General features: G+C 71.2%; 11 protein-coding genes. 6 read left to right on the forward strand and 5 right to left on the reverse strand.

What is annotated here, in order from left to right:
• Positions 1-20 precede the first annotated feature (20 nt).
• Both ACQEVY_RS40645 and ACQEVY_RS40650 read left to right on the forward strand, forming a co-directional pair.
• On the forward strand, positions 21-1,265 hold the full coding sequence (locus tag ACQEVY_RS40645) for an alginate lyase family protein (protein ID WP_432954928.1): 1,245 nt from the start codon (positions 21-23) through the stop codon (positions 1,263-1,265).
• A gap of 94 nt (positions 1,266-1,359) precedes the next feature.
• Positions 1,360-2,952, forward strand: coding sequence for a carboxylesterase/lipase family protein (locus ACQEVY_RS40650; RefSeq protein ID WP_432954929.1), 1,593 nt, complete (start codon positions 1,360-1,362; stop codon positions 2,950-2,952).
• Here the strand turns inward: ACQEVY_RS40650 and ACQEVY_RS40655 are convergent.
• Together ACQEVY_RS40655 and ACQEVY_RS40660 are read right to left on the reverse strand one after the other, a co-directional pair.
• Positions 2,834-4,708, reverse strand: coding sequence for a glycoside hydrolase family 127 protein (locus ACQEVY_RS40655; protein WP_432954931.1), 1,875 nt, complete (start codon positions 4,706-4,708; stop codon positions 2,834-2,836). The genes ACQEVY_RS40650 and ACQEVY_RS40655 overlap by 119 nt on opposite strands.
• Complete coding sequence (locus ACQEVY_RS40660; protein ID WP_432954933.1) at positions 4,705-5,826, reverse strand: LacI family DNA-binding transcriptional regulator; 1,122 nt, start codon at positions 5,824-5,826, stop codon at positions 4,705-4,707. The genes ACQEVY_RS40655 and ACQEVY_RS40660 overlap by 4 nt, the downstream gene beginning before the upstream one ends.
• Before the next feature lie 297 nt (positions 5,827-6,123).
• Here ACQEVY_RS40660 and ACQEVY_RS40665 point away from each other — a divergent pair, with 297 nt between their 5' ends.
• The 4 genes from ACQEVY_RS40665 (at position 6,124) to ACQEVY_RS40680 (ending at position 10,970) form a co-directional block, all read left to right on the forward strand.
• Positions 6,124-7,233, forward strand: coding sequence for a maleylacetate reductase (locus ACQEVY_RS40665; RefSeq protein ID WP_432954935.1), 1,110 nt, complete (start codon positions 6,124-6,126; stop codon positions 7,231-7,233).
• Positions 7,234-7,379: 146 nt separating this feature from the next.
• A complete protein-coding gene (locus tag ACQEVY_RS40670; protein WP_432954937.1) occupies positions 7,380-9,398 on the forward strand; it encodes a serine/threonine-protein kinase in 2,019 nt (672 codons plus the stop codon).
• Between the two features lie 51 nt (positions 9,399-9,449).
• Positions 9,450-10,433 carry a serine/threonine-protein kinase gene (locus tag ACQEVY_RS40675; RefSeq protein ID WP_432954938.1) on the forward strand — a complete coding sequence of 328 codons (984 nt, stop codon included), beginning with the start codon at positions 9,450-9,452 and terminating at the stop codon, positions 10,431-10,433.
• A 210-nt stretch (positions 10,434-10,643) separates the two neighbouring features.
• Entirely contained in the window at positions 10,644-10,970 is a 327-nt protein-coding gene (locus ACQEVY_RS40680) for a hypothetical protein (protein WP_432954940.1), read from the forward strand.
• 61 nt (positions 10,971-11,031) lie between these two features.
• Here the strand turns inward: ACQEVY_RS40680 and ACQEVY_RS40685 are convergent, their stop codons facing one another.
• Genes ACQEVY_RS40685 through ACQEVY_RS40695 form a run of 3 tightly spaced genes read right to left on the reverse strand, consistent with a single transcriptional unit; the run spans position 11,032 to position 14,039 of the window.
• Complete coding sequence (locus ACQEVY_RS40685) at positions 11,032-11,895, reverse strand: ABC transporter ATP-binding protein (protein ID WP_432954942.1); 864 nt, start codon at positions 11,893-11,895, stop codon at positions 11,032-11,034.
• A gap of 3 nt (positions 11,896-11,898) precedes the next feature.
• Positions 11,899-13,011, reverse strand: coding sequence for a FecCD family ABC transporter permease (locus ACQEVY_RS40690; protein WP_432954943.1), 1,113 nt, complete (start codon positions 13,009-13,011; stop codon positions 11,899-11,901).
• Positions 13,012-13,013: 2 nt separating this feature from the next.
• Entirely contained in the window at positions 13,014-14,039 is a 1,026-nt protein-coding gene (locus ACQEVY_RS40695) for a FecCD family ABC transporter permease (protein WP_432954945.1), read from the reverse strand.
• Positions 14,040-14,136 lie beyond the last annotated feature (97 nt).

The following is a 14,136-nucleotide window of genomic DNA, read 5'->3' on the forward strand; positions in this document are numbered from 1 at the left end:
CGGGATTGGAGATGCACCACATGAGCCGCACATCCCCCCACCAGCACCTCCAACAACAACCGGAAGTGAGCCGCCGCGGTCTCCTCAAGACCGCCGGCGGCCTCACCGCCGCCCTCGCCGTCGGTGCCTCGGTCACCGCCCTCACAGGCTCGGCCGCGGCCGCCCCGGCGACCTTCACCCACCCGGGCATGCTGCACGCCTACGGTGAACTCAACCGCGCCCAGGTACGGGTCCGCGAGGGCGCCCAGCCGTGGCTGTCCGGCTGGCAGCGCCTGACCGCCAACGGCCATTCCGCGGCGACCTGGCAGCCCAACCCGCAGGCCACGATCATCCGCGGCGGCGACGGCCAGAACTACGGGATCCTCTTCAACGACATCCACGCGGCTTACCAGAACGCGCTGCGCTGGCACGTCGGGGGCACCAGGGACAACGCCGAGTGCGCTGTACGGATCCTCAACGCCTGGTCGGCCAGGCTCACCAGCATCACCGGCAACGCGGACCGCTTCCTGGCCGCCGGGATCTACGGCTACCAGTTCGCGAACGCCGCCGAACTCATGCGCGGCTACAGCGGGTTCGACCTCGAGCGGTTCAAGAGGATGATGCTCAACGTCTTCTACCCGCTCAACAACCAGTTCCTGACCAACCACAACGGCGCCTGCATCACCAACTACTGGGCGAACTGGGACCTGTGCACCATGAACTCGATCCTCGCGATCGGGATCCTGTGCGACGACGGCGCCAAGTACGACCAGGCCGTGAACTACTTCAAGAACGGCGCGGGCAACGGAGCCATCCGCAAGGCCGTGCCGTTCCTGCACCCCGACAACCTCGCCCAGTGGCAGGAGTCGGGCCGCGACCAGGGGCACACCATGATGGGCATCGGCCAGATGGGCGCCTTCTGCGAGATGGCCTGGAACCAGGGCGACGACCTGTACGGCTACGACGGCAACCGGTTCATGAAGGCCGCCCAGTACGTCGCGAAGTACAACCTCGGCGAGAACGTCCCCTTCACCACGTACACCTGGGGGACCGGGACGAACTGCGCCCAGCGGTCCCACACCGTGATCGCCTCCGGCGGCCGCGGCCACGTCAGGCCGGTGTGGGACATCCTCCACTACCACTACGCACGGCGACGGGGCCTGTCCGTTCCGTACATCACGCGCATGGCCGAGAGTGTCCGGCCCGAGGGAGGAGGCGGCGACTACGGATCGACAAGCGGCGGCTACGACCAGACGGGCTTCGGCACGCTGATGTACGCCAAATAGCCGCCCACCAGCGACGTACGCCGGAATAACCGGAAGAGGTGTGGCGCTCTGGAGTGAACGACGGTTCACGAGCGTGCGAGGAGCTGGTGCTCGGATGACGGCAGACCTGACGCAGCCAGTGGTGAGAACCCCGTACGGGGACGTACGCGGCAGGTACGAGGACGGCGTCGCCGTCTTCCGTGGCATCCCGTACGCCGCGCCGCCCTTCGGCCCTCGCCGGTTCCGGCCGCCCGTGCCGCCCACACCCTGGGACGGTGTGCGCGACGCGGGCGCGTTCGGGCCGACACCGCCGAAGCCCCCGTACTCCGAGGCCTTCGCCCGGCTGCTGTCCGACCCTGTCGTGCCGGGTGACGACTGCCTCAACCTCAATGTGTGGACGCCGGAGCCGGGCCGAGGGGCCCGGCTGCCGGTGCTGGTGTGGATCCACGGCGGCGCGCTCACCCGCGGCTCCTCGGCCGTGCCCGTCTACGACGGACGCGCCTTCGCCCGCGACGGCGTCGTCATGGTCTCGATCAACTACCGGCTGGGCGTGGAGGGTTACGGCCTCTTCCCGGATGCCCCGCCCAACGCCGGCCTGCGCGATCAGCTGGCCGCCCTGGAGTGGGTGCGCGAGGCGATCGCCGAGTTCGGCGGCGATCCGGACCGGGTGACCGTCTTCGGCCAGTCGGCCGGTGCGATCAGCGCCGGAGCCCTGCTCGCCGCCCCGCAGGCACAGGGCCTCTTCCGGCGGGCCGTCCTGCAGAGCGCGCCGCCCGAGGCCTTCGACCGCGACAAGGTACGGCGCATGGTGCGCTGGATGGCGGCCCGGCTGAAGATCCCGGCGACGGCCGAGGCCTTCGCCGACGTCGACCGCGAGCTGCTGCTGCGCACCCAGGCCGAGGTGGGCCGACTGAGCACTCCGGTCCTCGGCGGGCCCTCCTTCGGCATCGTCGTCGACGACGACCTCGTACCGCAGGACCCGATGGAGGCCCTGGTCGAAGGGGGTGCCGCGCCGGGCGTCGAGCTGCTCATGGGCTGGACCCAGGACGAGTACCGGCTGTGGCTGGTGCCGGGCGGGCTCATGGAACGCGTCGACCGGCTCGGCCCGGTCGCCCTCGCCGGCGCTATGGCCCGCTGCCACTGCGGCCCCGAGGTCCCGCGCGGCTATCGCGCCCTCCACCCGGACGCCCGCCCCGCCGAGCTCCTCGGCCAGATGGTCACCGACCACCTGCTGCGCATCCCACTGCACCGGCTGGCCGACGCCCGCCCCGGCTCCTCGTACGTGTACGAATTCGCCTGGCCCTCGAACCTCCCCGAACTCGGCGCCTGCCACGCCTTGGAGCTCGGCTTCGTCTTCGACACCGGGGACGTCCCGGAGTCGGCCAAGCTCGCGGGCGAGGGAGCTCCGAAGGAGCTGGCCGACGCGATGCACTCCGCGTGGGTGCGGTTCGCCGCCGAGGGCGACCCGGGCTGGCCTGCTTGGAACGACTCGCACCCGGTGCGCGTCTTCGGCGCGGACGGACCGCCCGTGGTGCACGGCCCGCGCGACCGCGAACTCGCCCTGTGGGACGCCGAACCGGCCGACGAGGTCACTCCTCGGGAATCCACACCCGCATTGCGCCTTCTTCCCGGTTCGCCCAGGCGTAGTACGGCACCGCTGTCAGCCGTACGTCGCTTCCGTCGCTCCGGCGGCGCCCGTCAGCCGTGACCACGGCGACCCCGCCCAGCAGCTCCGGCTCCTGAGAGACGGCCAGACCGGACCCGTACGGCAGCGTCACATCGTCGAGCCGGACCCCGGGCTGCTGGTCGACGCCCTCCAGACAGTGCACGAGCGGGCCGCGCTCCACGGCCACACAGCCGCGGATCGCGTCGACGCGTGGGTCGGGCCGGGTCAGGCGGACGCTCATATCGAGGTCGAGGGTGAGCGTGTCGCCCGCGGACCAGCGGCGGCGCGTCCGCAGCCAGCCGTCACCCGCCTCGGTCGGAGCGCTTCCATCGGGAGCCGAGGCTTCGAACTCCGTGCACCAGGACGGGATCCGCAGCGACAGCGACCAGTCACGGTCCGCCGGGGCCTCCTCGATGGTCACGGTGATCCGGCCGTCCCACGGATACGCGGTCTCCACGCGGACGACGCCCTCCCCGGCGGCGTACACGCCCGTCGCGTACTGGTGCAGCTGCAGACCCTCCGCGTCGCCGCTCGCCACATAGTGGGGGAGTGAGGCGAGCAGCCGCATCACGTTCGGCGGGCAGCAGGCGCAGCGGAACCAGGGGGTGCGGCGGGCCGTCTGGTCGCCGCCGTGGTCGGCGTACTCCTCGCGGACCTGGAGCGGGTTGACGTACAGCCAGCTGTCGCCGTCGAGGCCGACGCCGGAGAGGAAGCCGTTGAAGAGGGTGCGCTCGACGAGGTCGGAGTACTTCGCCTCGCCCGTCAGCAGGGCCATCCGCCACGACCACTGGACGGACGAGATCGCCGCGCAGGTCTCCGCGTACGCCCGGTCCGGCGGCAGCTCGAAGGGGTCGCCGAAGGCCTCGCCCTCGTGCCGCGAGCCGACCCCGCCGGTGACGTACGTCTTCGTCGCCACCATGGCGTCCCATATGCGCTCCAGCGCGGCCCGCAGTTCCGGATCGCCGGTCTCCGCCGCCAGGTCGGTCGCCCCCGCGAGCAGATACAGCTGCCGTACGGCATGGCCCTCGACCGTGTTCGCCTCGCGCACCGGAACGCGGTCTTGCCAGTAGGCCTGGCCCATGTCGCGGTCGTGGCCGCGGTCGGCGCCCGCGTTCAGCACGCCGTAGCCGCGCCGGTCGACGAAGTAGGCGGCGAGGTCCAGCCAGCGGCGCTCGCCGGTCTCGCGGTACAGCTCGACGAGGGCCGTCTCGATCTCGGGGTGCCCGCACACCCCGTCGATCGCCTTCTCCTTGCCGAACGTCGCGTCGATGTGGGCCGCGAACCGCTCGGCCACCTCCAGGAGTTCACGCCGGCCGGTCGCCCGGTGGTGGGCCACCGCCGCCTGGATGAGATGGCCCGCGCAGTACAACTCGTGGCCCCAGGCCAGCTCCTGCCAGCGCCGCTCGGGGTGGGCGACCTGGTAGTACGTCTGCAGATAACCGTCCGCGTCCTGGGCGGCCGCCAGGAGGGTCGTCAACTCGTCGATGTGCGAGGCCAGTTGGGTGTCCTCCGGGCTGTCGGCGAGCTGCCAGGACGCCGCCTCCAGCCACTTGTGCACATCCGAGTCCTGGAACTGGAAGTCACCTATGAAGGTGCCCTTGCCGTCGGCGGCCGCCCGCAGATTGGCGAGGTTGCCCGCCTCCTCCAGCTTCGAAGGGCCCTGCGGGATGCTCACCTCGGCGTTGGTGCGCCGTCTGGACGCCCAGAAACCGCCGGTGATCCGGGCCGCGGTCGCCGGGCGCAATGCGGTGTGCGCACCGTCGGTGAGGCGGATCGGACCGGTGCTGTTCGTTGTCACGTCAACCCTCCAGCAGGAGCTTGCGAGGAAACCCTGGCGCTTGCGTCCGTGACTAACTGCCCCCGCACGGCCGCCACCGAATCCCGCACCACCACATGGGTTCCCAGCAGGAGGTGCTCGTTCGGGGCGTCCGGTGTCCTGCCGAGGGCCGTACGGACTGCGAGGCGGCCGAGTTCCTCGTAGGGGACGTGGACCGTGGTCAGCGGCGGCTGCAGATCGCGGGCGAAGGGGATGTCGTCGTAGCCCACGAGGGAGACGTCGTCCGGGACGGACAGGCCCGACTCGTGCAGGGCGGTGAGCGCGCCCGCCGCGACCATGTCCGTGGCGGCCATCACCGCCGTGAACTCCAGCCCCTGGGAGAGGGCCTGGCGGATGCGGCGATGGCCCGAGTCGCGGGTGAAGTCACCGGGGAGAAGCAGCCCGGGGTCCGGTTCCTCGCCGCGGGCGCGATGCGCGGCCAGATAGCCGCGCTCGCGGCCCTGAGCCGTGGTGTTCTCCGGCTTGCCGCCGAGGAACAGGATGCGCCGGTGGCCCTGGGCGAGGAGGTGGGAGCACAGCGCGTACGCCCCGCTCTCGTTGTCGTACTCGATCACCGTCACCGGCGTGCCGGGATCCAGCGGCGGCCGGCCGCACAGCACGAGCCGGGAGCCCGCCGAAGCCAGGGAATCGGCGATACGGGACATCCGCGCGCGGTACTCGGCAGTGTCCGCGGTGCCGCCCACCAGGATCACCGCGGCGGCCCGCTGGGCCCGCATCGTCTCGATGAACTCCAGCTCGTGCTCGGTGTCGCCGTCCGTGCTGCACACCAGGCACAGATGGCCGAGCCGGGTCGCCTCGCGTTCCACGCCGTGCGCCATGTGCGCGAACGACGGGCCGGTGATGTCGTCCAGTACGAAGGCGAGGGTCGGCGTGCCGACGCCCGCGATCGCCTTGGCCCTGGCGTCCGCGACATAGTCCAGCTCGCGGACCGCCCGCATCACGCGCGTACGCGTCGCCGTGCTCACCGGGTAATCGCCGGCCAGCACCCGCGACACCGTCGAGGCGGACACCCCCGCCCGGGCCGCCACATCCCTGATCGTGCACCGGCCCCCGGCGTCCCCGTTGCTCTTCCTCGTCATCGCCCGCCCCTTCGACCCCTCAGTGGCTCGGGAACTGCGGCAACACCAGTGGCAACCGGTTCCCGAACGGGAGGTTATCGGTGTGGTTACCGGTTGTCACGCCCGTTGCCCCCCTAGAACCGCTTGACCCGCCCCTCACCACGCACATCTTCGCGGCCGACAGCGATTATCCGCACCCGGACGCGGTATTCGCAGGGAAGAGACGCAGTAAGCGAAGGCGCAGTACGCGCAGGGAAGAGCAGCCACCTCGTACGCACCCGCACACCCGGGAGCGGCCCTCATGAACGCCACGATGCCATGAACGCAACGAACAGCACGAACGCAATCAATGTCCCGGATTTCTCCTACGAGAGCCGTCCGATACGAATCGTGTTCCGGCCCGGCGCCGCGACGACCGCGCCGGCCGACGAGGCCGGGCGGCTCGGTCTGCGGCGGCTGCTGGTGGTGTGCGGCAGGCAGAGCGCGGTCACCGCGCGCGCCGTCGCGAACTCGCTGGGCTCGCTCTGTGCGGGGTTGCACTCCGAGGCCCGTATGCACGTCCCCGTCGAGGTCGCCGACCGGGCCGTCGTGGTGACGCACGCTGCTGGCGCCGACGGCTGCGTCGCGGTCGGCGGCGGCAGCGCGATCGGCCTCGGCAAGGCGCTCGCCCTGCGGACGGGCCTGCCGCTGATCGCCGTGCCCTCCACCTACGCCGGCTCCGAGATGACCGACGTCTGGGGCCTCACCGAGCACGGCGTCAAGCGCACCGGACGCGACCCGGCCGTCCTGCCCCGCAGCGTCGTCTACGACCCCGAGCTCACCCTGAGCCTGCCCCCGGCCTTCTCCGTGACCAGCGGCTTCAACGCCCTAGCCCACGCGGCCGAGGCGTTGTACGCCCCTGACACCTCGCCCCTCGTCGCGCTGATGGCGGAGGAGGGCGTCCGCGCCATGACGTCCGCACTGCCACACGTCGTGGACGATCCGGAGGCCACCGGGCCACGCGGCCGTGCCCTCTACGGGGCCTGGCTCTGCGGCTCCTGCCTGGGCGCGACCACCATGGGACTGCACCACAAGCTGTGCCATGTGCTGGGCGGCACCTTCGGCCTGCCGCACGCCGAGACGCACACGGTCGTCCTCCCGCACGCCCTCGCGTATAACGCGCCCGCCGTCCCCGAGGCGATCACCGTCCTCAACCGCGCCCTTCGCACGGACAACGCCCCGCACGCCCTCTGGGAACTGGCCGGACGCCTCAGCGCACCCCGCTCCCTCGCCCAACTCGGCCTGACCGACGACGACTTGACGGTGGCAGCCGGACAGATCGCCGCCGAGGCGTACCCCAATCCGCGGACGGTCACGATGGGCGGCGCCCTGGACGTGCTGAGGGCGGCATACGCGGGCCGGTCCCCGCGCGCTGTGGCCCTGGCGTAAGGACACCTTAAAGCCGAGGCCTGGCCGGAAAACGTTCGTGACCGGGACGGGTCCCGGAGGTCCCGCGTAACCATGTGCCCCTGGCGATCGGTTAAGCACGTCGTGTGTACGTCGGCTGATCACACGCGCTGTGAGGGGAGCGGTTCGTGGCAGGGGAGCAGGAACGGGTCATCGCCGGGCGCTACCGGTTGCGGCAGCGGCTGGGCTCCGGAGGGATGGGAAGCGTCTGGCGTGCCGAGGACGAGGAGCTGAAGGCCCAGGTCGCGGTCAAGGAGATAGAGCTGCCGTTACTGCCGGACGAGGCCTCCGGCGACCGCGCCTCCCGCGGGCGCAAGGAGGCGCTGAAGGCGGCCCAGCTGCGCGAACACCCGAATGTGATCACGGTGTACGACGTGGTCGAGCACGAAGGCCTGCCGTGGATCGTGATGGAGTACCTGCCCGGCACCATGGACCTCAGTGCCGTCGTACGGGACCGCGGCCCGCTCCCCGCCGCCGAGGTGGCCCGGATCGGGGCGGCGGCCCTCGACGGACTCTCCGCCGGGCACCGGCTCGGCATCATCCACCGGGATGTGAAGCCCTCCAACATCCTCCTCGCGCCCGACCACTCCGGGGTCGCCGACCGCCGTGTCCTGCTCACGGACTACGGCATCTCGCTCCGCCCGCGCGAGACCCGGCTGACCCGCAGCGGCGTGGTGATCGGCACGCCCGGCTACATGGCCCCCGAGCGCGTGCACGGCGGCGAGGCCACCCCCGCCTCCGACCTCTTCTCCCTCGGCGTCACCCTCTACTTCGCCGTCGAGGGCGTGGGCCCCTTCGACAGGGACACTCCCGAGGCGGCCCTGATGGCGTTGCTGGAGACGGAGCCTTCGCCGCCGGAGCAGGCTGGTGAGCAGCTCAGCCGGGTGATCACGGGGTTGCTGGCGAAGAACCCGCTGGACCGTACGCAGGCTGCAGAGGCGGCGGAGCTTTTGGCGGAGGCCGCGGCGGCCGGGGACGGTGGGGCTGCCGGGGAGGTCGCGGAGTCCGGGGGCGGCAAGGCCGCGCTGGTGCCGGCGGCCGCGCCTGATGGGGCTGGTGCCGCCGAGAAGGCCAGCGCCCCCGCAAAGGCCGGCGACTCGGAGGAAGCCGCCACGCCTGAGGCGTCCGAAGCCGCCGCTCCTGGGGAAGCCGCCCGTTCTGGGGATGGGGACACGGCTGGGAACGGCGACGGTGACGGGGACATCACCCCCACCCGCCCTGGAGGAGAGGCCCCGCCCCGTAGCCGTACCCGTCCCCAGGGATGGCGGCTCCCGGCCCTGCTGGCACTCGTCGGAGTACTCGTGGCGGCCGGTGGCTTCGGCGTGGGTGCCGCCGTTTACGGCAACGACGGGCAGCAGCAGCGCGCGGAGACCAAGCCGCAGCCGAAGGTGAGCGCGCCCCCTACCCCGACGCCGACCACCACCCGCAGTCCCTTCCCGTACGGCACCAAGGTGGGCCTGAAGGACGGGCTGCTGCCCGGTCAGTGCGTGGACGCCGACTGGAAGGAGGGCGAGTACAAAGGGCAGCCCGAGCTCAAGCTCGTCAACTGCGTCGAGGACGACCCCGAGGGCCAGGTGATCACGACGATCGCGGCGTCCGGTGCGACGCCGAGCTCCAGTGCCTCGTCAGCGCAGGCCGAGTGCGCCGAGCGCACGGAGAAGCTGCGTAAGACCATGCCCGACCCCGTCCTGCATGTACTGACGCCGGCCGCGGGGCAGAACCAGCCGCCGGACACGGCCTGCCTGCTCTTCCTGAAGAAGGCCACCATCGGGGGCCCGCTGGGCGAGTACCGCAAGCTTGGCGAGGAGATTTCCACGACGCAGATGGGCCCGGGCGACTGCATCAACACCAAGGAGGACGACGAGGGCTGGACCACGCCTTACCTGATCAGCTGTGACGAGCCGCACCATGAACAAGCCGTCGGCTGGACGTGGTCCTCGGGCAACGACTCCGCTGGGAGCGTCGACATGGTGGCCCTGTGCGACGAGAAGTACGGCGTCAACTGGGCCCGCGGCAAGGGCCATTCGATGAGCGGCTGGTACGCCACCGACGACGAGTGGAACGCCGGCTTCCGGTGGGTGATGTGCACGGTGGACCACGAGGACGACAAGAAGCTTCCCGCGGGGGCTCTGAAACCCGCGTACTGATCGCATTGACCAGGTAGTGCCGAGGGCATATTGACGATGTACTGACGACGTGTGACGTACGGACGACATGCCGGGCGGCCGGGGCGGGCGCAGATGGACGAGACAGGGCACGAGCACGGGAACACCAACGTGGCGCCCCCGCGCCCGTCCGCGCCCGACGGCCGGGCACGCGGTCCCTGGGCGCGGGTCCTCGCCGAGCGGTACGGGCTGGTCAAGCCGGTCGGCACCGGTGGCATGGGACGCGTATGGCTGGCGTACGACCTGCGGCTGCGCAGGGACGTCGCGGTGAAGGAGGTCGTCGTACGGGCGGAGGCCGGGCCGGGCGAGGAGAGCCGGGAGGTCCGGACCGCCCGGGCGTTCAGTGAGGCGTGGAGTCTTGCCGCGCTGCGTGAGGCACCGCATGTGGTGACGGTTCATGACGTCGTCGAGGAGGACGGCTTCCCGTGGATCGTCATGGAGTTCGTCCGCGGCGCCACGACCCTGGAGGCGGTGGTCGAGGGGCGGCTGCGGTCGGGCGAAGGGCCGCTGCCGGTCCGGGAGACGGCGCGGATCGGCCTCGCCGTGCTCAAGGCGCTCGCGGCCGGGCACCACCTCGGGATCGTGCACCGGGATGTGAAACCGTCCAACATCCTTCTGGCACCGGACGGTTCGGGGCATCCACATGCGCGCGTGGTCCTCACCGACTACGGCATCGCCCACCGGATGGCGGGCAGCACGTCCCACACCCGGGCGCATCGGGTGATCGGCACGCCCGGCTATCTCGCCCCGGAGCAGCTGTACGGGGGTTCGGCGACGCCGGCGTCGGACCTGTTCGCGCTCGGTACGACCCTGTATTTCGCCGTCGAGGGCAGGGAGCCGTTCGCCGAGGGGGGCAGCGGCTACCCGCCGGCTCCCGCGCCACCGCGCCGGGCCGGGCCGCTCGGCGAGGTGCTGACGCAGCTGCTGTCCGCCTCGCCCCTGCACCGCCCGGAACACGGCGCGGTGCTGCGCCGGCTGCGCGAGCTCACCGGGGAGGCAGGCGGGACCTCTTCCTGACGAGGACTTTTCCTGACGCACCGCCATGTGGAGCGCGCCGTTACGCCTGTGTGGGGCGAGGGGAGGCTTCGCGCAGCCGCGCGGCGCGCACTTCTGGTGGCCCGCGAGGTGGAGTAGCAAGGGCACCGCCGGCAAGCGGGATTACGGCGCTCGCACCGCGACACAAGCGCCACTTGGAGCACAACACCCTTGGAAATCACGGTCATTCGCATGCGCGTGCTGGCTGAGGCGCCGTTCCGGCTGTGGATGGCGGTCAGCGGCACGCTGGGCGCCACCACACAACGGCAGCTGAGACAGCGGCTGCACGATCAAGTTGACGAAGGACACCGGGAGTTCTTCCTTGACCTACAGGAACTCCGCTGCGCCGACGGGCTCTCGGACACCGAACTGCGCGCACTGTTCCCCAAAGACCCCGCCGTGCGCTTCCACCTCATCGGAGCCCCCGAATGCATCCGGGAGTGCGTCACCGGCGACCCGGGGTTCACCCTGTACGCCGACCCGGAAGCCGCCTGGTGCCAGTGGGGCAGGGGCGCCTGATCCGGCTCGTACGCCTCCTTCTCATGTACGAGTTCTCATGTACGGGCTCATGTGCGAGGCCTCACGTACGGGCCGGCTCACCCGCGTCGGCCCCGTGATGGCGCCCCATCGGAATGACCAGAGGCGTGCCGCTGACCGGGTCCATGGTGATCTTGCAGTTCAGGTCGAAGACGTCCGCGACGGTCTCGGCGGTGATGACCTCGGCCGGCGGGCCCTCGGCGACGATCCGCCCGGACTTCATGGCGACGACGTGGTCGGCGTAGCGGCAGGCCTGGTTGAGATCGTGCAGCACCATCACGACGGTGCGGTTCTCGCGCCGGTTGAGGTCGGTGATGAGGTCCAGTACGTCGATCTGGTGGGCCAGGTCCAGATACGTCGTCGGTTCGTCGAGGAGCAGTACGGGGGTGCCCTGCGCGACCGCCATGGCGATCCAGGCGCGCTGGCGCTGTCCGCCGGAGAGCTCGTCGACGGGACGGTCCGCGAGGTCGGTCATGGCGGTGGCGGCCAGCGCCTGGTGCACGGCCTGCTCGTCGGCCTTGGACCACTGCCGCCACCAGGTCTGGTGCGGTGAACGGCCGCGGTTGACCAGGTCGATGACGGTCAGCCCCTCGGGTGCGACCGGGCTCTGCGGCAGGATGCCGAGGCGCTGGGCGAGTTCCCGGGACGGTATGGACTGCAGAGCACGGCCGTCCAGGTGGACGGCGCCCTCACGGGGTGCGAGCAGCCGGGCCAGGGCGCGCAGTAGCGTGGACTTGCCGCAGGCGTTGGCGCCGACGATCGCGGTGATCCGGCCGGGCGGTACGGCGAGGTCGAGGCCGTCTACGACCACCCGGTTGTCGTACGCCAGGCGCAGTCCGCTCGCCCGCAGGTCCGGGTCGGGGTCGGTCCGGGGCGAGGCGTCCGCCGACTTGGGTTCAACCGACATGGATCAACCTCCTGAACCCGCGCGGTTCACGCGGACGAGCAACCAGAGCAGGACCGGCGCGCCGAGCACGCCGGTGACGATTCCGACCGGCAGTTCCGTGCCGGAGATGAGCGTACGGGCGATGAGGTCGCTGCCGAGGACCATCAGGGCGCCGGTCAGTCCCGAGGCGACGGGGGGCGGCCAGGCGGTACCGGCAAGCCGCTGGGCGATCTGCGGCGCGGCGAGCGCCACGAAGGCGACGGGGCCCGCGGACGCGGTGGCGAATGCGATCAGGCCGACCCCGGTGAGCAGGATGGACAGGCGCACGAACTGCACCCGGGTACCGAGGCCGGTGGCGACGTCGTCGCCGAGCTGGAGGGTGCGCAGCAGCCGACCGAGCAGCAGCGACGCCGGCAGCAGCACCGCCAGTACGACGGCGAGCGGGGTGACCTGGTCCCACGTACGGCCGTTGAGGTTGCCCACCAGCCAGCCGACGGCGGCCTGCGCCTCGAACCGTCCGCCCTTGGCCACCAGATAGTCGGTGGCGCTCGTGCAGATCCAGGCCACGCCGATGCCGATCAGGATGATCCGGTAACCGGTGGTGCCGCGCCGCCAGGCCAGGACGTACACAACCAAGGCCGTGGTCAGCGCGCCGAGCAGCCCGAGGGCCTGGGTGCCGAGCCCGCCGTCCCAGCCCAGCACGATGCCCGCGACCACGGCGGTGCCCGCACCCTGGGTGAGGCCGATCATGTCGGGGCTGGCCAGTGGATTGCGGGTCATGGTCTGGAACAGCGCACCGGAGACGGCGAACGCGATCCCGGCCAGCAGACCGACCAGTGAGCGCGGCAGCCGCAGCTCCTGGATGACGAGGACGGTGCCGGGGTCGCCGGTGCCGACGAGGGCGCGTACGACATCGGCGAACGCGATCGGGAAGTCGCCGATCGTCAGGCCCCAGCTGAACAGCAGGAAGGTGGCCGTCGCGAGCACCGCGCTCAGCGCCACCAGGCGGGGACGGAAGATCCCGGAGACGGGCGGTGCGGCCAGACGGAAGGTGCGGTAGGAGCGGACGCGTGCTCGGGTGGGCGAAGTGCCGGAGTCCAAGGGGGACTTGGTGAGGGTGGACTTCGCGTTGACCATGGTCACACCTCCGCGAGCTGGCGTCGGCGGACCATGGCGATGAAGAACGGGCCGCCGATGAAGGCGACGACGATGCCCGCCTGGACCTCGGTCGGCCGTGCGACGAGGCGGCCGACGATGTCCGCGGCGAGCAGCAGACTCGGGGCGAGGACGGCCGACAGCGGTAGCAGCCAGCGGTGGTCGGGGCCGATTCCCGCCAACTGGGCGAGGACCCGGGCGACATGGGGGACCACAAGGCCGATGAAGACGATCGGGCCGATGACCGCGACGGCCGCACCGGTCAGCAGGGTGACCGCGGCGACGCCCTGCAGCCGGATCAGGCCGAGGTTTCGGCCGAGGGAGGCCGCCACATCCTCGCCGAGGGCCAGGCTGTTGAGGGCCGGCGCACAGGCCAGGGCCAGAATGAGGCCGGCGGCGAGGAACGGCAGAATCCGCAGCACCGTGGCACCGTCCGGGTCGGCCATCGAACCGGCGGTGAAGAAGCGGTAGCGGTCCAGCGCGTCCGGGTCGGTCAGGACGATGGCGCTGGTGAGCGAGGAGAGCAGGAAGGTCACCGCGATACCGGCGAGCGCCAGCTTCACCGGCGTCTGGCCGGAGCGCCCAAGGCCGCCGAGGAGGTACACCACGACGCTCGCCGCGAGCGCGCCCGCGAAGGCGAACCACACGTACCCGTAGAACGAGCCGAACCCGAACACTCCCACGGCCAGCACGATGGCGAAGGAGGCGCCCGCGCTGACGCCCAGGATCCCGGGATCCGCCAGCGGATTGCGGGTCAGGGCCTGCATCAGGGCACCGGCCAGACCGAGGGCGGCGCCTGCCGCGAGGCCCAGCGTCGTGCGCGGCACCCGTGCCGACCAGACGATGTTGTCCACGAACCGGCTCGGCGCGTCGCCGAACAGCGTCCGGATCACCTGGCCCGGCGGGACACTTGCCGCACCCAGCGCGAGCGACAGCAGACAGAGCACCACCAGAACGGCGCCGAGCAGCGCCACCAGCAGTACGGGGCGAAGTCTCTTGCCCCGCTTCACCGTTCGGTCTCCACGGACCCGACTCCCTTAGGTTAGGCAGACCTTAATCCTAGTCGTGAGCTTGGCCGCCATAGGGATTGGGTCTTTTGGTTAGGTA

The sequence above is a fragment of the Streptomyces sp. CA-288835 genome (assembly GCF_050936385.1).
Lineage (GTDB): Bacteria > Actinomycetota > Actinomycetes > Streptomycetales > Streptomycetaceae > Streptomyces.

Bases quoted from the DNA above. Each gene is read 5' to 3' on its own strand.
- ACQEVY_RS40660 (WP_432954933.1), bottom strand. From the start codon at position 5,826: ATGACGAGGAAGAGCAACGGGGACGCCGGGGGCCGGTGCACGATCAGG.
- ACQEVY_RS40690 (WP_432954943.1), bottom strand. From the start codon at position 13,011: ATGGTCAACGCGAAGTCCACCCTCACCAAGTCCCCCTTGGACTCCGGC.
- ACQEVY_RS40685 (WP_432954942.1), bottom strand. From the start codon at position 11,895: ATGTCGGTTGAACCCAAGTCGGCGGACGCCTCGCCCCGGACCGACCCC.
- ACQEVY_RS40645 (WP_432954928.1), top strand. From the start codon at position 21: ATGAGCCGCACATCCCCCCACCAGCACCTCCAACAACAACCGGAAGTG.
- ACQEVY_RS40665 (WP_432954935.1), top strand. From the start codon at position 6,124: ATGAACGCAACGAACAGCACGAACGCAATCAATGTCCCGGATTTCTCC.
- ACQEVY_RS40680 (WP_432954940.1), top strand. From the start codon at position 10,644: ATGCGCGTGCTGGCTGAGGCGCCGTTCCGGCTGTGGATGGCGGTCAGC.
- ACQEVY_RS40650 (WP_432954929.1), top strand. From the start codon at position 1,360: ATGACGGCAGACCTGACGCAGCCAGTGGTGAGAACCCCGTACGGGGAC.